14 protein-coding genes and 1 other RNA gene are annotated in these 22605 nt (G+C 42.1%); 8 read left to right on the top strand and 7 right to left on the bottom strand.

What is annotated here, in order from left to right; genetic code table 11:
• Positions 1-95 precede the first annotated feature (95 nt).
• From CRO16_RS13740 to CRO16_RS13750, 3 genes are read left to right on the top strand one after another with little or no spacing between them, the layout of a single operon-like run.
• Positions 96-746 (top strand): hypothetical protein, encoded by a 651-nt coding sequence (locus tag CRO16_RS13740; RefSeq protein WP_097056967.1) that lies wholly within the window; start codon positions 96-98, stop codon positions 744-746.
• Positions 730-1560: a DUF3822 family protein gene (locus tag CRO16_RS13745; RefSeq protein WP_097056968.1), complete on the top strand. Its 831-nt coding sequence runs from the start codon at positions 730-732 to the stop codon at positions 1558-1560. The genes CRO16_RS13740 and CRO16_RS13745 overlap by 17 nt, the downstream gene beginning before the upstream one ends.
• The gene (locus tag CRO16_RS13750) at positions 1557-2090 is read left to right on the top strand and encodes an RsmD family RNA methyltransferase (protein ID WP_097056969.1); all 534 of its coding nucleotides are present in this window, start codon (positions 1557-1559) and stop codon (positions 2088-2090) included. Before CRO16_RS13745 ends, CRO16_RS13750 begins: the two co-directional genes overlap by 4 nt.
• A gap of 388 nt (positions 2091-2478) precedes the next feature.
• Here CRO16_RS13750 and rnpB read toward each other — a convergent pair.
• Positions 2479-2812: RNase P RNA component class A (gene rnpB / locus CRO16_RS13760), an RNA gene on the bottom strand.
• A 148-nt stretch (positions 2813-2960) separates the two neighbouring features.
• On the opposite strand from rnpB, the gene CRO16_RS13765 reads away from it, so the two are divergent.
• Both CRO16_RS13765 and miaE read left to right on the top strand, forming a co-directional pair.
• On the top strand, positions 2961-4937 hold the full coding sequence (locus CRO16_RS13765) for a DNA polymerase III subunit gamma/tau (protein ID WP_097056970.1): 1977 nt from the start codon (positions 2961-2963) through the stop codon (positions 4935-4937).
• On the top strand, positions 4937-5518 hold the full coding sequence (gene miaE / locus CRO16_RS13770; protein WP_097056971.1) for a tRNA-(ms[2]io[6]A)-hydroxylase: 582 nt from the start codon (positions 4937-4939) through the stop codon (positions 5516-5518). The genes CRO16_RS13765 and miaE overlap by 1 nt, the downstream gene beginning before the upstream one ends.
• On the opposite strand, the gene CRO16_RS13775 is transcribed toward miaE, so the two are convergent.
• Genes CRO16_RS13775 through pdxH form a run of 4 tightly spaced genes read right to left on the bottom strand, consistent with a single transcriptional unit; the run spans position 5505 to position 9650 of the window.
• Positions 5505-6413, bottom strand: coding sequence for a Ppx/GppA phosphatase family protein (locus CRO16_RS13775; protein WP_097056972.1), 909 nt, complete (start codon positions 6411-6413; stop codon positions 5505-5507). The two genes, miaE and CRO16_RS13775, sit on opposite strands and share 14 nt — an antisense overlap.
• Complete coding sequence (ppk1, locus tag CRO16_RS13780; RefSeq protein ID WP_097056973.1) at positions 6410-8518, bottom strand: polyphosphate kinase 1; 2109 nt, start codon at positions 8516-8518, stop codon at positions 6410-6412. The genes CRO16_RS13775 and ppk1 overlap by 4 nt, the downstream gene beginning before the upstream one ends.
• Positions 8518-9003, bottom strand: coding sequence for a SixA phosphatase family protein (locus CRO16_RS13785; RefSeq protein WP_097056974.1), 486 nt, complete (start codon positions 9001-9003; stop codon positions 8518-8520). Before CRO16_RS13785 ends, ppk1 begins: the two co-directional genes overlap by 1 nt.
• A gap of 2 nt (positions 9004-9005) precedes the next feature.
• Complete coding sequence (pdxH, locus tag CRO16_RS13790) at positions 9006-9650, bottom strand: pyridoxamine 5'-phosphate oxidase (protein ID WP_097056975.1); 645 nt, start codon at positions 9648-9650, stop codon at positions 9006-9008.
• A 563-nt stretch (positions 9651-10213) separates the two neighbouring features.
• Between pdxH and CRO16_RS13795 the strand changes: the two genes are divergently transcribed.
• The 3 genes from CRO16_RS13795 to CRO16_RS13805 are packed head-to-tail and all read left to right on the top strand — an operon-like array spanning position 10214 to position 21195.
• Positions 10214-18376 carry a T9SS type B sorting domain-containing protein gene (locus tag CRO16_RS13795; RefSeq protein ID WP_097056976.1) on the top strand — a complete coding sequence of 2721 codons (8163 nt, stop codon included), beginning with the start codon at positions 10214-10216 and terminating at the stop codon, positions 18374-18376.
• Positions 18377-18386: 10 nt separating this feature from the next.
• On the top strand, positions 18387-19304 hold the full coding sequence (locus CRO16_RS13800) for a PorP/SprF family type IX secretion system membrane protein (RefSeq protein WP_097056977.1): 918 nt from the start codon (positions 18387-18389) through the stop codon (positions 19302-19304).
• Between the two features lie 16 nt (positions 19305-19320).
• On the top strand, positions 19321-21195 hold the full coding sequence (locus tag CRO16_RS13805) for an OmpA family protein (protein ID WP_097056978.1): 1875 nt from the start codon (positions 19321-19323) through the stop codon (positions 21193-21195).
• Between the two features lie 96 nt (positions 21196-21291).
• Here CRO16_RS13805 and CRO16_RS13810 read toward each other — a convergent pair whose 3' ends face one another.
• Together CRO16_RS13810 and CRO16_RS13815 are read right to left on the bottom strand one after the other, a co-directional pair.
• Complete coding sequence (locus CRO16_RS13810; protein ID WP_143544551.1) at positions 21292-21792, bottom strand: CAP domain-containing protein; 501 nt, start codon at positions 21790-21792, stop codon at positions 21292-21294.
• A gap of 248 nt (positions 21793-22040) precedes the next feature.
• Positions 22041-22541 (bottom strand): CAP domain-containing protein, encoded by a 501-nt coding sequence (locus CRO16_RS13815; RefSeq protein ID WP_097056980.1) that lies wholly within the window; start codon positions 22539-22541, stop codon positions 22041-22043.
• Between the last annotated feature and the right edge of the window lie 64 nt (positions 22542-22605).

Here is a 22605-nt window from a genome sequence, read left to right on the forward strand (position 1 = left end):
AAGATAACAAGGTTTTTTTCGGAAGAATCTTTTGTGAATAAAAAAAAATTGTAGATTTGCGTGGAACACTTAAATAAATCTTAATCTGCACCCACATGAAACTTGTAATTCAGTTAGTTCTTTGGATCGTAATTATCTTCCTTGGATATCTGGTTTTTAATTCAATTTATGAGCCTATTAAATTTAATGAAGTTAAGGAGGCAAGATATGCCAAAGTGATTAACAACCTCAAAGACATAAGGGATGCAGAACTTGCTCACCGTACTGTTACCGGAAAATTTGAAGGAGATTGGGACAAGCTGGTACGTTTCTTAGATACCGCTCAGTTCACCCTTACCCAAAGAAGAGATACTACAGTAATGGATGAGGAATATCGTAAGACCTATGGGGTAGATCGCAGAGTGGAGATTGTAGTGATCGACACCCTTGGATATAAATCTATCAAAGATTCTCTTTTCCAGGGAACAGATCGTTATAAGACCATGATGAACGTCCCGATACAAGGTGTTGACCAGAAATTCGAATTAAAAGCAGGTACTGTAAGTAAGAATGATACTCAAATCCCTGTATTTGAAGCTAAAATTCCAAAGGCTGTTGTGCTTTACGATCAGGACAAGGATCTTGTGAACCAGGCAGAAGAAATAGTTGGAGTTGACGAAGTTCCCGGACCATACATTTCTGTAGGTTCTATGGAAGAAGTTAAAACCAGCGGTAACTGGCCACTCAAGTATGGTGACGCCGAATAAGGAAATCGAAACTCAAAATATAAAGTTGTCCATTCAGGTTAGCCTGAATGGACTTTCTTTTTGCGCTCTATCCCGGGAAGAAAAGAGGATCGTATTTTTTAAAGATCTGCTCTTCCCGCGGAAGCTTAATCCGCAGCAGGTGCTTCAACAGATCGAAAAGATCTATGACGAAGAAGCCTTTTTAAAGGAGCAACAGGCAGAGGTTATCGTCTTATTTTCCAATGAACTTTACAGTCTTGTGCCTCAAGTTTATTTTAACGAAGAGAACGCTTCAGAATACCTTAAATACAACACCAGGATCCTGGAGACAGATTATGTGGCGCAGGATGAACTGGCTGAAGGTAAAATGGTCAATGTTTATATTCCGTACACCAACATCAACAACTTCTTTTTTGACAGGTATGGAGAATTTGAATATAGACATACCGTAAGTGTCCTGGCAGAAGAATTCCTGATCCAGAACCGGTTCCAGACCGAAGGCACCCGGGTATACCTCAATTGTTTCCCGGGAGGTTATGACCTGCTGGTCTTCCAAAAAGGGCAATTATTACTCGCTAATACTTTCAAATGTAGTACTAAGGAAGACTTTATCTACTACCTGTTGTTTACGGCTGAACAGCTGGACCTGGATCCTTCCCGTTTTGAATTGATCCTGCTTGGAAGGATCAAAGAACATTCAGATTATTATGATATCGCCTACACCTATGTTAAGGAGATAAAATTCCTGAACACTTCTTTTGGATACATTTTTTCAACCAGTGAGGAGCCCCCAAAAGGCTATATGCATTATTCACTTTTTAAAGTTCTGGTATGAGAATAGTTTCAGGAATACACAAAGGGAAAAGGATCACAGCTCCCAAGAAACTTCCGGTAAGACCTACTACAGATTTTGCCAAGGAAGCCCTTTTCAACATCCTCAATAATCAATATCACTTTTCAGCATTAAAGGTAATCGACCTTTTTAGCGGCACAGGCAATATCGCCTATGAATTTGCCTCGCGGGGAGCGCAGGAGATCATAGCTGTTGATGCACATTTTGAATGCGTCAAGTTCATCAATAAAATTTCCGAGGAGATGAATATGCCCATTCGTACTGTCAAAAGTGACGCTTTTAAATTCCTGAATGCTACAGGAGAAACAGCACATATTATTTTTGCCGATCCTCCATATAATTTTGAAGTAGATGTGCTTAAGGACCTGGCGGAAATTACCTTCTCCCGAAACCTGTTGGAAGACGGTGGCTCTTTGATCATCGAACATTCCAAAAAGATCGACCTTTCTCACCTGCCACATTTTTCTGAAGTGAGGAAGTACGGAAATTCTGTTTTCAGTTTTTTTGTATAAATTAGAGGATGGCAAGACCCCTTAAGACACTGGAACTGGAATTCACAGTCCTGGAATTCTTTGATAACTACGTCATCTCCCAGCCCCGGGAAGGAGAACTTCTTGCAGGCAAACAGGTTGCAGCCCTTGTAGAGGTTTGTTCTGATTTTTATGCTGAAAAGAACTTTGTCTATCTCTCTTACCGGGTCAACGATTACAATGTCAATCCTACAATCTACCTTAATCTTAATGAAGTACGCAATCTTGCAGGAATAGGTGTGGTAAGCCGTAAACCCTCATCCTTGAATATGGCTAGTTTTGAAAAGAGATTTTGTAAAATACCCTATGAGATCTTTCTTGATCTTGATAAAGCCCTATTGTGGACACAAGAGGTAATAGAAGAAAAGAATAAAAAAGCAGACCTGTAAGCCGGATTCTGTTCTCCAAAAGGAGCCCTTATCATTTATCTGAAACTTTTGTTACCAAAAGCCTTTAGCTGCCTACCCTCCGGCAACGGACGGGCAATCCTTAACAGCCGGTATACATGGCATTGCACCGCATAGAGTTTACCTGATTTCACTACAGCATTACCTGTACATCCTTTCTGTTGCACTGGTCCTGACCCTGATTTGCATCAGTGCCGGTGGGTGTTACCCACTATGCTGCCCTATGGTGTCCGGACTTTCCTCCACCCCGCGCTCCCGATTGTAACGGGACGGGGCAGCGATAAGGCGGTCTGCTTGCTGCAAAGATACATTTATAATGCCATTTTTGAGAGGGGTAAAATCAAGGAAAATATCATGAGTGTCAACAGGTTTTTGTGGATAAAAACACCGGGAATTACTCCGGCATCGGTTTTGTATTTTTATATTTGTCTTCTAAAGCATTTCAATGGAACATTTTGTAGTATCGGCGAGGAAATACCGCCCTCAAACTTTTAAAGACGTTGTGGGCCAGCAGGCTATCACGAACACGCTACTCAATGCCATTGAACATAATCACCTGGCCCAGGCCCTTCTTTTTACAGGTCCCAGAGGAGTTGGAAAGACCACCTGTGCCCGAATTCTGGCAAAAAAGATCAACCAGGACGGGGAACAGGATCCCAATGAAGATTTTGCTTTCAACATCTTTGAACTTGATGCCGCCTCTAATAACTCGGTTGATGATATAAGGAACCTTATCGACCAGGTTCGTATCCCGCCACAGGTTGGAAAGTATAAGGTCTATATTATTGATGAGGTGCACATGTTGTCTCAGGCTGCTTTTAATGCATTTTTAAAGACCCTGGAAGAGCCGCCAAAGCATGCGATCTTCATTCTTGCGACTACAGAGAAGCATAAGATCATCCCAACTATTCTTTCACGTTGCCAGATCTTCGATTTCAAGAGAATCACGGTAAAGGATGCTAAGGAGTATCTTGGCTATATAGCACAGCAGGAAGGTGTGGAAGCCGACGATGACGCCCTGCACATCATTGCTCAAAAGGCCGATGGTGCGATGAGGGACGCGCTTTCGATCTATGACAGGGTAGTAAGTTTTAGCGGAAAGAATCTTACAAGACAGGCAGTGACCGAAAATCTGAATGTACTTGATTATGATACCTATATCACTGCTACAGATCTCATCCTGAAAAATGATATTCCGCAGCTGCTTTTGCTGTTTAACGAGATCCTGTCTCACGGCTTTGACGGTCATCATTTTATAGCAGGACTAGCCTCCCACTTCAGGGACCTGCTGGTTTGTAAAGATCCCAAGACCATCAATCTTTTAGAAGTAGGCGATAACACCAAAGCCTTATATTACAAGCAGTCACAGCAAGCTTCTTCAGAATTTCTACTGAAGGGAATTGAACTCGCCAACGAATGCGACCTTCAATACAAAAGCAGCCGCAACCAAAGGCTTTTAGTAGAGCTGTGCCTGATGCAACTGGCTTCGGTCACTTTTGGTGACGAAAAAAAAAAGGATAACGCATATATAATTCCGCCAAATCATTTTACCGGGGCTCCTATTCCTGCGCCGGCTCTTAAGCTTTCGCCAAAGGAAAAGGAGGTCATCGTAAACAATGAATATGCCGAGGGAGATTCAGCCGCCCCGGCAGAGGCGCAACTTCCTAAACCTTCTGAAAAACCCGAGGACTGCACCCCGGCAGCTTCAGAACCTGCCCCCCAGGAAATAACAAAAAATGAGGAAGCTTCAGCAAAAGAATCAGTTGAGGAAAACACTTCAGATGGAAGAACAGCTTCGGTGGAAAATGACGCTTCAATAGAAGAAGGAAAATCTGCTTCAGAAGAAATTTCCACAGAAGAAATTTCCGCTGAAAATTTTCCGCAGAAGACACAGCCCTCGAATTCCCCTTCCGCAGAAACAAAACCTGAAGAAGACTCTGATGTCCTGACGGAAATTACCACTAAAAAGATCTCGGGTCTTTCGCTAAAGAGCATTCAGCAAAAAAAGGCTTTGGAAGCTCAAAAACGGGAAGCAAAGATCGAGGAGGAAGTGGTGAAAAACGGGAAATTTACCGAGGAACAAATGCAGGCAGCCTGGCAGGAATATACCGAAGAGCAGAATGAAAAAGGTGAAAAGATCCTTGCTTCTATCATGCAAACCGATACCCCGGCTCTAATTGGAAAAAATATTTGTGTTGAGTTGCCAAATGAAACCATGAAACTGGAGCTGGAAAAGGTACAGTATCATTTGATGGGCTTTCTTAAGGAAAAACTTCAAAATACCCACATTCAGCTGAAAGTAACGGTAAATGAAAAGGCAGAGAAAAAATTTGCCTTTACGCCTATTGAAAAATTTGAAAAATTAAGGGAGAAAAATCCTCTAATTGAAAAGCTACGTTCAACTTTTGATCTGGATATATAATGTTAGGTTTAAAATTACCCACAGACCCGCGATGGGTGAATATTGTAGAAAAAAATATTGAGGAGATCCTTACAGATCATGCGTTTTGTGAACAAAAGGCAGCTTCTACGGCTATTTCTTTTATAGTAACTTATCCTGAATATTCTGACCTGGTCACCGAAATGACTGCCCTTGCCAGAGAGGAAATGGCACATTTCAAGATGGTACATGACAGGATCCTGGAGCGGGGATTACAACTTGGCCGCGACAGGCGTGATGATTACGTGGTTAAATTGATGACCTTTTTCCCAAAGGGTGGCAGCAGGCTTACTAACCTCATTCACCGACTGCTATATGCAGCTTTGATCGAGGCACGTAGCTGTGAACGCTTTAGGCTGCTTTCTGAAAATCTTGAAGACAAGGAACTTGCTGAATTCTACCGGAGCCTCATGGTAAGTGAAGCCAATCATTACACAATGTTCCTCAACTTTGCCCGCAAATACGGGGACAGGAAAGAGGTGGATCAAAAATGGCAAAACTTACTCGCATTTGAGGCAGAGATCATGAAAGATCTTGGCACTTCAGAAACTATTCACGGGTAGCAGCTTCCAAAGTTTCCTGGTACAGCGACTTAATAATACCATCTGAAAGTCCGATTTTGGGCACATATATCCTGCGCGCCCTTGTCCATTTCATAGCAGACAGGTAAATCTTTGCAGCGGGCACAATTACGTCTGCCCTATCCTGGTTAAGATTAAGTTCTGTGATACGCTCTTCATAAGTAAAAGATTGCAGCAACTGATAGTAGGAACTCAGGTAAAGAAAACTGAGAGGTTTTCCATTTGCCTTACCGCTGCTCTTGAAAATGTTATTGATGTTTCCACCTGATCCTATAAGATCGATCTTGCTGTAGTTCCTGGTCACCTTTTTGATCCATGTCTCTGTTTCCTCCCACACTTCAGGAGGGACCATATCTTCCAGCAATCTCACTGTCCCCAATTTAAAGGACCGAGATGCAACGGTTTTTCCGGAAGAGTACAGAGTAAACTCAGTACTACCACCACCCACGTCTACGTAGAGATAGGTTTTATCGGTTTGAATGAGTGCATGCAAATCGGTCGCGGCGATAATTGCAGCCTCATCATTCCCGTCAATAATGTTGATCTTTACTCCTGTTTTTTCTTCAATGACGGCAGCAACTTCATCTCCATTATGTGATTCTCTCATGGCAGAAGTTGCACAGGCTTTGTATTTTTCGATCTTGTGTGACTTCATGAGTAGTTTAAATGCCTGCATGGTGTCGATCATGCGCACTATATTTTCTTCAGAAATTCTTTTGGTAAGAAAAACATCTGCTCCCAAACGAATGGGCACCCTCACCAGGGAAGTCTTTTTAAAGATTGGCTCCCTGTCCTCCTGTTCTGTTATGGTCATGATCAAAAGCCTCACGGCATTAGATCCAATATCTATAGCTGCATATTTCTTTTGAACGATCAAACCTTTTCTTTTTCTAATTCTAACTTATTCATGTAGTAATCATAAAGTGCGAACTGCGAGCGTAATGGTGGCTTGTTATTGCGCCTGTATGCATTATCCTGTTTGGCAGAGATCACCCTCGCCTTCACATTATCACTCCAGCAGATCTCAAAGGTCTCCATTAATTCCTTCTGAATGCTGCTGTCATAAATTGGACAGGTAATCTCGACACGGTAATCCATGTTCCGAGTCATCCAATCTGCTGAAGAGATATACACCTTAGGTTTCCCTTCATTTTCAAAAATGTAAATTCTTGGATGTTCCAGGTACTTATCGACTATACTTATTACCTGTATATTTTCACTCATACCTTCCACTCCCGGGACCAAACAACAAATCCCTCGGACTATCAGTTTCATCTTCACTCCTGCTCTGCTGGCTTCGTAAAGCTTGTCAATAAGGGAATAATCTGAAAGGCTGTTAAGCTTCAGCCGAATTCCTGAAGGTTTTCCTGCCTTAGCGTTATCAATTTCGGTTTGGACCAATTTTATCAGTCCGGCGCGGGTGTAGTGAGGAGAAACGATCAAATGTTTGTAGCGACTCACCTTATAGTTCACTTCAAAGAAATCAAAGACTTTATTAACCTCTTTCAAAATATTTTGATCACTTGTGAACAAGGTAAGATCCGAGTAAACCCGTGCTGTAGATTCATTAAGATTCCCTGTACTTACGAAGCCATACCGTACCAGTTTTTCATTTTCCTGTCGCTCTATTACACAGGCTTTGGAATGAACCTTAAGCCCTTTCACTCCAAAAATGAGGTTTACTCCTTCCTGCTGCATTTGCTCTGCGTAATTGATATTGGCCACCTCATCAAAACGGGCTCGTAATTCTATTTGCACGGTTACTTTTTTTCCATTTTTCACCGCATTAATAAGGGAACTGGCAATATGAGAGACCTTTGCTAACCTGTAAATTGTAATTTTTATTGACTTCACTGCCGGGTCCAGGGCAGCTTCTCTAAGGAATTTTACTGTATAGGAAAATGTTTGATAAGGCGTGTGCAGTAAATAATCCTTTTTGGCGAGCTCTTTAAAAAGGCTTCCCTGAAGGATCATTCCGGGAATTGGCAGGGGTTCATAAACCTTATACTGCAGTTCTTCGCTTCCCAGGCTTGGGAAATTCATATAATCCCTACGGTTATGGTACCGGCCACCGGGGATGATACTGTCTGTAGCATCAATTCCCATCTTGCTCATCAAATACTGCAGCGTATCCTGCTCAATATTCATATCATAGACAAATCTTACAGGCTCGCCTTCTATTCTTTCTTTAACACTGGCAGAGATTTTCTCAATAAAGGATTTACTAAGGTCACTGTCTATATCCAGCTCGGCATCCCTGGTAATTTTGATCATATGAGCAGTAACGCTTTCATATTCAAAAATGTTGAAAATGGAATGAAGATGGTACCTAATTAGATCATCAAGAAGGATCACGTATTGCTTCTCCCCTTCCTTAGGCAAAACCACAAATCTTTCAATGCTCCTCGGAATCTCAATCAGAACATATTTCTTTTCCTTTATTTGCCGGTTAACCACCCTTTTATTTTCCTTTTTTGGAGCCGCATCTTTCATCACCATTTTCACGGCCAGGTAAGCGGCGCTATCCTTGAGACGGGGTAGTTCGTCCAGATCATTCAGCACAATGGTCACCAATGCGGGACTTACCTTTTGAAGAAAGAAATTCTTTAAAAAAGCCTGCTGATGTTTCTTTACCTGTTTTTCATTAATGATAAAAATATTATGCTCCTTCAATTTATTCTGAATGCTGTCCAGGATCTTTAAGCTCTCACTCTGCTGGTCAATAACAATTTGGGTGATCTCTTCTAACAACTTATTGGCTTTGATCCCCCCCAGCACACTTTTTCCTCCTTTTCCTGCCATGTCAATTCGCTTAATGGTGGCATAGCGCACTTTAAAGAACTCATCCAGGTTGTTTGAAAATATCCCGAGGAATCTGAGCCTTTCAATAAGGGGGACAGTTTTATCTGCCGCTTCCTGTAATACCCGCGCATTGAACTGCAGCCAGCTTAGCTCCCTGTTGATGTACCGGTTGTTCTCCATTATTTTAAATTCTTCGGAAATAAATACAGCAGCGTTTTCCCATTTTTGAGACCTTTCCAGCTGTTGGTTTCGAATTCTATCATTGTTAGGCCGGTTGTAGGGATGTTATCAAAATCCTGATCTCCCAATCTGTTCACAACTGAAGTCATTGAAGGATTATGACCAAATATCATTAATGTCTGTATGTCATCATTACAACTTTCAATGACCTTTAGAAGTTGGCTGCCATTAAAAGTGTATAAATCATCTTTAACTTCAAATCGGCTGTCGGGAATATTCAATCCTTCTTTAAAAAGTTTCGCAGTTGTTAATGCTCTTACTGCATAGCTGCTCCAGATGGTCATTTGATCATCTTTAAAACCGGAGAAGGCTTTGATCACCAGGTCTGCATCTTTATAAGCTCTCTTTTTTAAGGGACGTTCATCATCGGGCAGATCCTCTTTCCAGGAGGATTTACCGTGCCTTACCAGGATTAATTTCTTCATAGTTATGGTGCTAACCGGTCCATTTTCCATCCTGAATCTTCTTTGCAATAGTAGATCCTGTCGTGAAGCCTGCTGGGTCTGCCCTGCCAGAATTCAAATTGTGATGGAATGACCTTATATCCTCCCCAATATACGGGTTTTGGAATTTCTTTTCCTTCGAACTCCTTTTCAAGTGACCGCATTTTCTCCTCCAGATATTCCCTGGAAGGTATGATCGAGCTTTGAGCGGAAGCCCAAGCGCCCAATTGGCTGCCTCTGGGTCGGGATCTAAAATAATCCACAGACTCCTCTTCAGAAGTCTTTTGAGCCATTCCCTTTATTAAAACCTGTCGCTCGGAGTCTGGCCAAAAGAAAGATAAACATACCCGTGGATCTTTTGCTATGGCCTGAGCCTTTTCAGATTCATAGTTCGTATAAAAAACGAAACCTTCTGTGTCGTATTCCTTTAATAAGACTACTCGGGTCTTTGGAAAGCCATCTAGCCCGATTGTAGAAAGGTTCATGGTATTTATCTCCTCCACCTCCCTGCTTTCTTCTACTGCTTTCAACCAGGTGTGGAATAAATCGAAAGGATCCTGCGGAATTTCCTCTTCCAGAAGCTCATGTTTCTGATAGAGTTTACGGTAATCGTGAAGCTTATTTTTCATCTAGCCAATTTACAAAATCCTGATCTCAATGCGATAAAAAAACCTGTCTGTCTCCAACAAAATTTTGTAAGAAATCGGAAGATGATTATTAAGGCCTTATGGTCCTGATTAACAGAATTAACCAACAAAACGGGCAATAAAACTTAATAAAAATTTAAGACCAAAATTCTCACATTTTTCACGCTTTCAATCAGTAAAAATTAATTCATAGAAGCTGATAAATATCATTTTTTCTCTTGTATAATTTACTGTTTGTGTGTCGTTTGTCCGTAAAACCCCACACTACATCTAAAAGATTTGAAATTTCTTTTTTTAACAGGAAATCGCTTTAATTTTACCTCAGAATAAGATTGAAAAATGCCCCAAATTGATCTGATTTACCCCCCCAACGAATCAGAAAAATTGTAAGAAAAAATTGAGCATACATTCGCTTTGTCCTTCCCTAGAGGATGATTTGAACTTAACCGCAAACCAACGAATAAAACATAAAAAAAGTAACCCAACAGGAATTGATTCATTGAATCAATGCCCAAGTAGGTCACAATAATTCAAACATTACGACTATGATTTGGAAAACTACTCTAACTAAAATTTTCCTGCCTGCCGAAAACGTGAAAAAAGAATTTCACGCTCTTCCTCTTTTGGAGAATTCCGGAAATGCATTGACAAGGTTGACCCTTGTAATGGCATTTCTTTTTTTCGCGCCTCTTGTTGCTCAGGCTCAAAACTCCGGCAGCAATGGAAACAATGTGAACACCATTATTACCGGGGATGATTGCATCGACTTTGGAGAAAAAATTCCCCAGGACCAGGTAGTTTGTGCTACAGATGTGGTTAATGGAGTGGCAGGAGCTTATATTGATTGGATCACTCCTAACATTTCTCAATCCTGTACGGGATCTGATAATGCTGGAAGTTTCCAAATGCAGTTTGAACTTAACGAATCCCTTCTGGCAAAAGATTGCTGGAATTTCACTTTTGTACAACGCGTGGGAATCAATGGTGGTTATGTGAAACTATTTTCAAGCAATAACAACAATGCAGATAATGGAAATAAATCGGTAATTACTACACCTTATCTGGTAGTGGAAGCTGGTTCTAAGACTACTATCCAGTTAGAATATGGAGATGGAGATTATAATTTACAGTTATTTCTCGTTCCTGAAAATGGTACTCCTATCCCAAGTGGCGATCCACAGCAAGTGGATCATTCCGGTGTTTATGAATTTACCATTGGACAAACGGGAGTTTATAGACTTCAATATGTATTTACATACACTGGTACCAGACCTCCTAAGGCTAACACAGGAGACACAATTATTGCTATTCAGGGTATTTTATACGACACCGGATGTAGCGGAGGTGTGGATTTTGTAGTTACAGGACCTGAAAAGGGTTTCTATCCTGTAGGTTCTCATGATCTCGAATATGTTGCCACCTATACTGCACCGGATGGGGTTACACAACAAACCAAAACCCTGAGCTTTAATGTTACAGTGGTTGGTGTGGATGCTCCTGTAAGTTCAGGCAATATAACTGAATGTGAAGCTTCTCCTTTACAAACCTTAGATGCGAACAATGCCTTAGGTTCGACTACTGGAATTACCTGGTATACTGCAGCGACTGAAGGAACTGTTGTAGAAGATCCAATATTAAATGCTATAGGTGAGGTAACCTACTATGCGGAATATAACGACGGAACTTGCGCAAGCCTGGAAAGAACTCCTGTAAAACTTACCATTTTAGAGAACCCTGTTGCCGCGATCGAGAACAATAACGGACTTGCTCTTAGCTGTAATGTTCCTTCAACTACCCTTACGGCTACCGGCGGAACAAGTTACTTATGGTCTACCGGAGAGACTACTCCCTCAATAACCGTGAGCACGGCGGGAACTTTCACTGTGACTGTAACAGGTGCTAACGGATGTACGAGCACGGCTTCAGTAACTACAACTTTAGATAATACTCAGCCAGCTGCTGCGATCAGCAATAATAACGGACTTGCACTTAGCTGTAATGTTCCTTCCACTACCCTTACTGCTACTGGCGGAACAAGCTACTCCTGGTCTACCGGAGAAACTACTCCTTCAATAACCGTAAGCGCAGCAGGAACTTTTACTGTCACTGTAACGGGTGCTAACGGATGTACCAGTACTGCTTCAGTAACTACAACTCTTGATAACACGCTTCCGGATGCAGAAATCAGCAGCGATAACGGAACTTTACTGACTTGTGCCAATCCATCAACTACGTTTACTGCTACAGGCGGAACCAGCTATTCATGGTCGAACGGATCTGAGGAAGTGAGCACTAGTGCTACTTTAGAAGTGAACACTGCAGGAACTTTCACTGTGACTGTAACGGGTGCCAACGGATGTACCAGCACGGCTTCAGTAACTACAACTCTTGATAATACCCAACCAACTGCTGCCATCAGCAGCAATAACGGAACTGAACTGACTTGTGCCAATCCTTCAACTACTTTTACTGCTACGGGCGGAACCAGCTACACATGGTCTACCGGAGAATCTACTCCGTCTATAACCGTAAATGTTGCAGGAACTTTTACTGTGACTGTAACAGGTGCTAACGGATGTACCAGCACGGCTTCTGTAACTACAACTCTGGATAATACTCAACCAACTGCGGCAATCAGCAACAGTAACGGACTTGCCCTTAATTGTAATGTTCCTTCAACTACGCTAACTGCTACAGGAGGAACAAGCTACTCATGGTCGAACGGATCTGAGGAAGTGAGCACTAGTGCTACTTTAGAAGTGAGCACCGCAGGAACTTTTACTGTTACTGTAACGGGTGCTAATGGATGTACCAGTACTGCCTCAGTAACTACAACTCTTGATAATACTCAGCCAACTGCTGCTATCAGCAGCGATAATGGTATTGCATTGACTTGTGCCAATCCTTCAACCACACTTACTGCTACAGGCGGAACAAGCTACTCATGGTCTACCGGAGAGACTACTCCATCTATAACCGTGAGCACTGCAGGAACTTTTACTGTGACTGTAACAGGTGCTAACGGATGTACCAGCACGGCTTCAGTAACTACCACTCTTGATAGTACACTGCCAACTGCTGCCATCAGCAACAATAACGGAACTGCACTGACTTGTACCACTCCTTCAACTACTTTTACTGCTACAGGCGGAACCAGTTACTTATGGTCTACCGGAGAGACTACTCCTTCTATAACCGTAAGTACTGCGGGAACTTTCACAGTGACTGTAACAGGTGCCAACGGATGTACCAGCACGGCTTCAGTAACTACAACTCTAGATAATACTCAGCCAACTGCTGAGATCAGCAACAATAACGGACTTGCACTTAGCTGTAATAATCCTTCAACTACGCTTAATGCTACGGGCGGAACCAGTTACTTATGGTCTACCGGAGAGACTACTCCTTCAATAATCGTTAGCACTGCGGGAACTTTTACTGTGACTGTAACGGGTGCCAATGGATGTACCAGCACCTCCTCAGTAACTACAACTTTAGACAATACTCAGCCAGTGGCTGCGATCAGCAACAATAACGGACTTTCACTTAGCTGTAATGTACCTTCAACCACGCTTACTGCTACAGGCGGAACAAGCTACTCCTGGTCTACCGGAGCAACTACGCCATCTATTGCGGTAAGCACTGCAGGAATTTTCACAGTAACTGTAACAGGTACTAACGGATGTATTGACACTGAAACAGTGGAGGTTCTGTTTATTGAAGATACTACCGCTCCTGAGTCCATTACGCTTGCTGATGTTACAGGGGAATGTTCTGCAACAGTGATTGCTCCTACTACTACAGACAATTGTGCCGGAACTATCACTGCTACTACCGATGCTCCCCTTACTTATAACGAGCAAGGTGAGTACACAGTAACCTGGACTTTCAATGATGGAAACGGAAACATTACATCTGTTGATCAAAAAGTAATTGTAAAAGACACCAATGCTCCTGAAGCTATCACTCTTGCTGATGTAACAGGGGAATGTGAAGCTTCTGTTGTTGCTCCAACAACTACAGACAACTGTGCCGGAACGATTACTGCAACCACTGAAGATGCTCTTACCTATAACGGGCAGGGAGAATATATGGTTACCTGGATTTTCAATGACGGGAATGGGAATACTACTTCTGTCGACCAGAAGGTAATTGTAAAGGACACTACCGCTCCTGAAGCTATTACTCTTCAAACCGTCACCGGAAACTGTGAGGTAACTGTAACTGCTCCATCCACTAATGACAACTGCTCCGGAACTATTACCGGAACTACCTCCGACCCTCTTACCTATACCGAGCTTGGAAATTACGAAATCACATGGACCTTTGATGATGGTAACGGCAATACCACCACTGCAACTCAGCAGGTAGTTGTTGAAAACAATACTGCTCCCGTTGCACCGGTTCTTGAAGATGCCGTTGCAGAATGTGAAATCACTGTACCCGTACCTTCAACTACAAATGCCTGTACCGGTGAGACTATTCAGGCAACAACCAACGCTCCTCTGACTTATAGTGAACAGGGAGAATATTTCATCACCTGGACGTTTGACGATGAAGATGGAAATGTTGTAAGCAGCGTTCAGAAAGTTATCGTAAAAGACAATACTGCTCCCGAAAGCATCACTCTTGCTGATGTAACAGGTGAATGTTCTGCAACTGTGACTGCTCCAACAACTACAGACAATTGTGCGGGAACAATCACTGCAACTACTGAAGATGCACTTACTTATACTGAGCAGGGTGAATATGTAGTTACCTGGACCTTCAATGATGGAAACGGAAACATCACTACTGTTGATCAGAATGTGATCGTAAAAGATACTACTGCCCCTCAAGCAATCACTCTGGCTGATGTCACCGGTGAATGTTCTGCAACTGTGATTGCTCCTACAACTACAGACAATTGTGCCGGAACTATCACTGCCACTACTGAAGATGCTCTGACTTATACTGAGCAGGGTGAATACGTGATTACCTGGACCTTCAACGATGGAAATGGCAACATCACTACTGTAGATCAGAATGTGATCGTAAAAGATTCTACTGCTCCTGAAGCCATCACTCTGGCTGATGTAACTGGTGAATGTTCTGCAACTGTTGTTGCTCCAACAACTACAGACAACTGTGCCGAAACAATCACTGCAACTACTGATGACGCACTGACTTACACTGAGCAGGGTGAATACGTGGTTACCTGGACCTTCAATGATGGAAATGGAAACATCACTACTGTGGATCAAAATGTGATCGTAAAAGACACTACAGCTCCTGAAGCCATCACTTTGGCTGATGTAACAGGTGAATGTGAAGCTACTGTGACTGCACCAACAACTACAGACAGTTGTGCCGGAACAATCACAGCAACTACTAATGATGCACTGACTTATACTGAGCAGGGTGAATATGTTGTTACCTGGACTTTCAATGATGGAAACGGAAATATCACTACTGTTGATCAAAACGTGATCGTAAAAGACACTACCGCGCCTGAAGCTATTACTTTAGCCGATGTAACCGGTAATTGTGAAGTGACTGTGACCGCTCCTACAACCACAGACAACTGTGCAGGAACAATTACAGGTACTACTAATGATCCTCTTACTTACTCCGAACTGGGAACTTACCAGATCACCTGGACCTTCAATGATGGCAATGGAAATACCACCACTGCAAGACAACAAGTGATTGTAAGTAATAACACAGCTCCGGTTGCACCAATACTGGCAGACGCTGTATCTCAGTGTGAGATCACCATCCCTGCCCCAACGACTACAAATGCCTGTACAGGAGAAACCATTACCGGAACAACTAACGATGCAGTTTCATACTCTGAACAGGGTAACTATACAATTAGCTGGACCTTTGACGACGGAGATGGAAATGTTGTTAGCAGCACCCAGAATGTAATTATAAATGATACTACTGCTCCTGAAGCCATTACTCTTGCTGATGTAACACTTGAATGTTCTGCAACTGTAACTGCTCCAACAACTACAGACAATTGTGCCGGAACTATTACTGCAACTACTGATGCTCCTCTTACTTATACTGAGCAGGGTGAATACGTAGTTACCTGGACCTTCAATGATGGAAACGGAAACATCACTACTGTAGATCAAAAAGTGATCGTAAATGACACTACTGCTCCTGAAATTATTACTCTTGCTGATGTAACCGGGGAATGTTCTGCAACTGTGACTGCTCCAACAACTACAGACAATTGTGCGGGAACCATCACTGCAACTACTGATGCTCCTCTTACTTATACTGAGCAGGGTGAATACGTAGTTACCTGGACTTTCAATGATGGAAACGGAAACATTACTACAGTAGAGCAAAATGTGATCGTAAAAGACACTACTGCTCCTGAAGCGATTACTCTTGCTGATGTAACAGGAGAATGTGAAGCTACTGTTGTTGCTCCAACAACTACCGACAATTGTGCCGGAACTATTACTGCAACTACTGAAGATGCACTTACTTATAACGAGCAGGGAGAATATGTGGTAACATGGACCTTTAACGATGGGAATGGAAATGTTACTACTGTAGAGCAAAATGTGATCGTAAAAGATACTACTGCTCCTGATGCAATCACTCTTGCTGATGTTACCGGTGAATGTGAAGCAACTGTAACTGCTCCTACAACTACTGACAATTGTGCCGGAACAATCACTGCAACTACTGAAGATGCACTAACTTATACTGAGCAGGGTAAATACGTTGTTACCTGGACTTTCAATGATGGAAACGGTAACATGACTAGTGTAGATCAGAATGTGATCGTAAAAGATACTACTGCTCCTGATGCTATCACTCTTGCTGATGTAACAGGAGAATGTTCTGCAACAGTGACTGCTCCAACAACTATAGACAATTGTGCCGGAACAATCACTGCAACTACTGATGATGCACTGACTTATACTGAGCAGGGAGAGTATGTGGTTACCTGGACCTTCAATGATGGAAACGGAAACATTACTACTGTAGAGCAAAACGTGATCGTAAAAGACACTACCGCTCCTGATGCAATCACTCTTGCTGATGTAACAGGAGAATGTGAAGCTACTGTTGTTGCTCCAACAACTACGGACAATTGTGCCGGAACGATCACTGCAACTACCGATGTTCCTCTTACTTATACTGAGCAGGGTGAATATGTAGTTATCTGGACCTTCAATGATGGAAACGGTAACATCACTACTGTTAATCAAAAGGTGATCGTAAAAGACACTACCGCTCCTGATGCTATCACTCTTGCTGAGGTAACAGGAGAATGTGAAGCTACTGTTGTTGCTCCAACAACTACAGACAATTGTGCCGGAACGATCACTGCAACTACCGATGCTCCTCTTACTTATACTGAACAGGGAGAGTATGTGGTTACCTGGACCTTCAATGATGGAAACGGAAACATTACTACTGTTGAGCAAAACGTGATCGTAAAAGACACTACCGCTCCTGATGCTATCTCTCTTGCTGATGTAACAGGAGAATGTGAAGCTACTGTTGTTGCTCCAACAACTACAGACAATTGTGCCGGAACTATCACAGCAACTACTAATGATGCACTGACTTACACTGAGAAGGGTGAATACATGGTTACCTGGACTTTCAATGATGGAAACGGAAACATCACTACTGCTGATCAAAAGGTGACTATAACAGGAATAGAAAAACCAGCACTAGGACAAATCATCCAGCCTTCATGTGCGAATCCATCCGGTTCCTTCAGCATCACTGCTGTGGCCGGAATGACCTACAGCTTAAATGGAGGTGAGTTTGGACCTGCTACAACTTTTGAAGGACTTTCGTCCGGAACATATACAGTGACTGCAAAAAGCGCACAGGGATGTATTTCCGAAGCAGTTTCAGTAACCATTAATGAAACTCCCGATGCTCCGGCAGCTCCGGTAGTTGAAGAACTGATGCAGGCAACTTGCGAAGATCCTTCAGGATTCCTGGTACTGACAATTGTAGAAGGTGTTAGTTTCACCCTTACTGATGCAAATGGAAATACCTTCACAGATGAAGATGCCGATGGAATATTTGAAGATCTTACTCCGGGAAGTTACTCCGTAACCGCACAGAATGCCGATGGATGTGTGTCAAATGCAATTACAGTTACCATTGAGGAGCCTCAGGGGAATGTTTCTATAACTAATCCTACCAGCCCAATATGTGATGATGCAGAAGAAATGTTTGACCTTAACAGCCTGCTAAGCGCAGATACTTCGGCCGGTACATGGGTGGATACAGATCAAACAGGAGCGCTTTCAGGAAGCATGCTTAATCCAGACATGGCAGCCGGTTTCTACACCTTCACTTATGTTGTGGAAGGAGCCTGTCCATCAAGTACAGAGGTTACTATTGAGATCGAAGACTGTGGGGAAGAACTTCCATGTCAAATTTCAGATATCAGGAACAGCATTTCTAAAGTTGTAACTCCAAATAATGATCAAATCAATGACAAATTTGAAGTAGGAATCGGGATTGACTGTGGATTTACTTACACCTTAAAAGTATTCAACCGTTGGGGGAATGAAGTTTTCAGCTCAAACAACTACAGTGATGAATGGGATGGAAACTCCAGCAATTCTGTAACGGGAGATCAACTACCATCAGGAACCTACTTCTATATTGTTGAAATTAAACAAAGTGGCTTTGAACCAATCCAGGGTTACATCTATCTAGGAACAAAATAATTTAATGAACATGAAAAAAATCTACCCAATAATAATCCTTCTGTTTATTAGTGTATGTGCCAATGCGCAACAGCTGCCCCAGTTTACGCAATACATGTACAACACCATTTCCATCAATCCGGCATATGCGGGGAACCGCGACGCAATTTCGGTGGTAGGATTACACAGGAGTCAGTGGGCAGGAATTGACGGTGCTCCCGAAACGCAAACATTATCCATTCATTCTCCTTTACGGAATGAAAAGATAGGTTTGGGAGTCTCTGTGATTAATGACCAAATAGGTTATGAAAATTACACTTATGCTTATGCAGATTTTTCATACACTATTGACCTTAGCCCTTCCACTACCCTATCGATGGGTTTAAAAGGGGGTATGAGTTATTATAACCTGGAAGAAGAGTTAATGACCAATGTTCCCAACAATGATCCTTTTTTCAATGGGGATACTTTTAATCGCTGGACACCTAATTTTGGTGCGGGATTATTCCTTTCTTCACAGGATTGGTATGTTGGTCTTTCTGCTCCAAAGTTCATCAATAATGACAATAATGACCAGGAAGGCAGCGAATATGTGGCTTTGGAACAGGTTCATTATTATTTGACGGGAGGTTATGTTTTTGACCTTAGTGACAATGTAAAACTAAGGCCCACTACCCTTTTTAAAATGACCAATGGAGCACCGCTTTCCGTAGATGTTTCAGGAACGGTGATCTTCAACGAAAAACTATATCTGGGTGCAAACTATCGTTTTGATGATGCTATTGGAGGATTTGTTGATTTCCAGGTCCTTCCAAGTTTTAGAGTTGGATACGGCTATGAATATTCGGTTTCAGACTTGCAACCTTATACTTCCGGCTCACACGAGATCCTGTTGATCTATGAACTTAGATTAGGAAATACTAAATACAAATCCCCAAGGTTCTTCTAATAAAAAATTAAGGATTATGAACAAAAATTACTTATTTATACTGTTGCTCATTTTTCCGGCCATTCTTTTTGCGCAATCGTCGAAACAGAAAAAAGCCGATCGTTATTATGACAACTTTGCCTACACAAAGGCTATTGAGGAATATAAAGACCTGCTGGAGGACGAATACAATACTGCTTACAATCAGCAGCAACTGGCAAACAGCTACTACAAGTTAAGAGATCCCGAAAATGCAGTGACTTATTATGCTATGGTGGTGGAGCAACCCGAAATTTCTCCTGAAGTTTACTACAATTACGCTCAAATGTTGCGCGGTGTTAGGGAATATGAAAAGTCCAGGGAATGGTTGAAGAAATACCAGGAAGAAGCCCGCAATCCGCAGGGAGTGGAGCAACTGCTGAAGTCTGATGAAATTGCCGTCTACGACGGACTGGAAAGCTTCAGGGTAAACCCCGCACCTTTCAACTCGCAGTTTAGTGACTTCGGAAGTTTTGAGAACAACGGCACCATTTACTTTACTTCCGCCAGAGGTGAAGCTGATACAAAAACTAAAATTTACGACTGGACCGGGGAGCCATTTTTAGATATCTATAAAACTACCACTGCAAGCACCAATGTTACCCCTGTTGAAGGCGATGTAAATACGGTACGCCATGAAGGTCCTGTAACACTTTCTGCCGACGGGCGAACCATGTATTTTACCCGGAACAATTACCTGAAGCGGGATGGAAAAAAAGATGATGAGGGTGTAAACCACCTCAAGATCTATAAAGCATCTCTTGAAAACGGCGAATGGACTAACATAGAAGAGTTACCTTTTAGCAACAACGAATACTCTGTAGGACATCCAAGCCTTTCAGCAGATGGTAAAACGCTTTATTTTGTTTCTGAAGCTCCCGGAGGAATGGGTGGGTCTGACATATATAAAGTTAGTGTTGAAAATGGCACTTTTGGAACCCCTCAAAATTTAGGAGCACCTATTAATACTCCCGGAAATGAGGTCTTTCCATTTATAGCTGAAAACGGGAATTTCTACTTCTCTTCAGACGGTCATAAAGGCTACGGATTACTGGATGTTTTTGTGGTTACTGCTGATGCACCCGGAAAAGTTCAGAATTTGGGAGAGCCGGTGAACAGCAATATGGATGACTTTTCCTTTTCCTATTCCGGAAATGATAATTCCAAAGGTTTTGTTTCATCAAATCGTGAAGGAGGTCAGGGAAATGATGACATTTACCAATTAAACATTCTTGCTCCTCTTGTCCTTAAAGGAAAGGTAACAGATTCTATTAACGACAAGCCAATAGCAAATGCATCTTTAAGGTTGTTGGGAGAAGACGGTCGCCAGATCGCATTTTTGGAAACCGATTCATTAGGAAATTATCAAACAGTAGTTGCCAGGGACAAAAATTTAGCTCTGGAAGCAAAGCACATCAAGTACAACACAAAAAATGAGCAGGTAAGTACTGCCAACATGGATGACAGGAAAGAGTTTGTTTATGACATTGAACTCTCTCCAATCAATGACGTGGAATACCTGGCTGAGATCAATAAGATCTATTTTGATTTTGACAAATCGAATATCCGTCCGGATGCTGCACAGGAACTTGATAAGCTGGTAAATTTAATGGCCAACGAATATCCTGAGCTTGTGATAGAAATTGGATCCCATACAGATCGCAGAGGTTCTGCAGAATACAACCGCCGCTTAGCTGAAAGAAGAGCTCAGGCAACACGGGATTACCTTGTAGAAAACGGAATAGCCGCAGAAAGGATTGTAACCTATAAAGGGTATGGAGAAGAGCAGCCGGAAGTGAAATGCACCAATTGTAACGAACAACAACATCAGCTTAACAGAAGATCCATTTTCAAGGTAGTTAAAATGGAATAAAGAACCCTACATTACTAACCAACCCGGGAGAGGAGGCTTTTTGAGCCTCCTTTCTTTTTGCCCTTTTTTGAAGATGCAGGGCTTAGAATTCAAGTCTTACTTTCTAATGAAGATAAGGGTGACATAGGTCTTATCCTCTGCCTGGATAGCCGAAATTCCGAAATGTGTATTTTCCTCTTCCATGATCTTTTTGTGGTGAGGACTATTCAACCAGGCCTTAAAGAATGCTTCGGAAGTTCTATAACCTTGAGCCACATTTTCTCCCATTGCCTTTGCTCCTACCTGCTCTTTTAAAGCTTTAAGCCGGCTTCCAAAATTGTGATGGCAAATTTCCTTAGCTCCTGCCATATGAAGACTATGAAGTTGCGCCTGTTGAGAGATCTCCTGGAGCCGACCCAATTCGGCCATTCCATGATCTTTTCTATAATTATTTACCAGGCCCAACAGTTCCACCTCGAGTAGAGAGTACTCTGAAACAGGCGGTAAGAATGAATCCTCTTCAATCGCATCTTCTGAACAAGCCATTAAATAACAGAAGATGATTAAAATTAACAGCAGCCTTCCTCTAGAGATAAATATTCCAACCTTCCCGCTCATTACCGCACCATTGAGAATCAACAATAAACCAAGCCCCGAAAAGGGTTAGTTAAAATTTGATAAAGGGGAAAAAATGGGGAAGAGAGCCTTTTATTAGCTCCTCCTGAAGATAATGCTAAAAGATTAAATGGCAGCCCGACATTGCAATTTTTAACTTAATAAGCTTAATAAGGACCAAATAAAAAGAGGCTTATAAAAGCCTCTTTTTAACCTTAAATAATTATGAAAAAAGTGGAATTCCTAATTGATTATTTCTTTACAAAAATGTTAGTGAAATATAATTTTCCATCACTACTCTCTTTTACCGATATTCCAAAATGAGTATGATCGCCTTCTAAATTCTTCCGGTGGCCGTCGCTCTTGATCCAGGCATTTACTACAGCATCGGCTGTACGGTAGCCGGCAGCAACATTTTCACTAACTGCTTTTGCATTAACAGATTTTACTAGTGCTTCATAGCGGCTTCCGAAGAAGTCATGGCAAATCTCATTATTTTCGATCATGTGCCGGTTATGAGCAGCTGCCTGTACAGAGCTTTCATCTAAAAATTGAAGTTGGGACAATCCCTTATCGGAGCGATATTCATTTACAAGTTCCAGAATATCGAGTTCAATATTAGTGTATGCGACAGGAGGAGTGGGGGCAGTAAGATTGGCTGTATCGAAGTCCTCAATACTATCTTTCGAACAAGATGTAAGAGAAAACGCACAAATTGCCATCATCCACACAAGGGAAGTAAAGTTCTTCATAATGTCGGTCAGTAGGTTTGGGATAGGAAAAGTAGTAATTATTTCCGATAAACAAACAATATAA

The sequence above is a fragment of the Salinimicrobium sediminis genome (genome assembly GCF_900215295.1).
Lineage (GTDB): Bacteria > Bacteroidota > Bacteroidia > Flavobacteriales > Flavobacteriaceae > Salinimicrobium > Salinimicrobium sediminis.

What these genes read in the sequence shown, in the direction of transcription:
- CRO16_RS13740 (WP_097056967.1), top strand. Translation starts at nt 96, where the DNA reads ATGAAACTTGTAATTCAGTTAGTTCTTTGGATCGTAATTATCTTCCTT.
- CRO16_RS13745 (WP_097056968.1), top strand. Translation starts at nt 730, where the DNA reads ATGGTGACGCCGAATAAGGAAATCGAAACTCAAAATATAAAGTTGTCC.
- CRO16_RS13750 (WP_097056969.1), top strand. Translation starts at nt 1,557, where the DNA reads ATGAGAATAGTTTCAGGAATACACAAAGGGAAAAGGATCACAGCTCCC.
- CRO16_RS13765 (WP_097056970.1), top strand. Translation starts at nt 2,961, where the DNA reads ATGGAACATTTTGTAGTATCGGCGAGGAAATACCGCCCTCAAACTTTT.
- miaE (WP_097056971.1), top strand. Translation starts at nt 4,937, where the DNA reads ATGTTAGGTTTAAAATTACCCACAGACCCGCGATGGGTGAATATTGTA.
- ppk1 (WP_097056973.1), bottom strand. Translation starts at nt 8,518, where the DNA reads ATGGAGAACAACCGGTACATCAACAGGGAGCTAAGCTGGCTGCAGTTC.
- CRO16_RS13785 (WP_097056974.1), bottom strand. Translation starts at nt 9,003, where the DNA reads ATGAAGAAATTAATCCTGGTAAGGCACGGTAAATCCTCCTGGAAAGAG.
- pdxH (WP_097056975.1), bottom strand. Translation starts at nt 9,650, where the DNA reads ATGAAAAATAAGCTTCACGATTACCGTAAACTCTATCAGAAACATGAG.
- CRO16_RS13795 (WP_097056976.1), top strand. Translation starts at nt 10,214, where the DNA reads ATGATTTGGAAAACTACTCTAACTAAAATTTTCCTGCCTGCCGAAAAC.
- CRO16_RS13800 (WP_097056977.1), top strand. Translation starts at nt 18,387, where the DNA reads ATGAAAAAAATCTACCCAATAATAATCCTTCTGTTTATTAGTGTATGT.
- CRO16_RS13805 (WP_097056978.1), top strand. Translation starts at nt 19,321, where the DNA reads ATGAACAAAAATTACTTATTTATACTGTTGCTCATTTTTCCGGCCATT.
- CRO16_RS13810 (WP_143544551.1), bottom strand. Translation starts at nt 21,792, where the DNA reads ATGAGCGGGAAGGTTGGAATATTTATCTCTAGAGGAAGGCTGCTGTTA.
- CRO16_RS13815 (WP_097056980.1), bottom strand. Translation starts at nt 22,541, where the DNA reads ATGAAGAACTTTACTTCCCTTGTGTGGATGATGGCAATTTGTGCGTTT.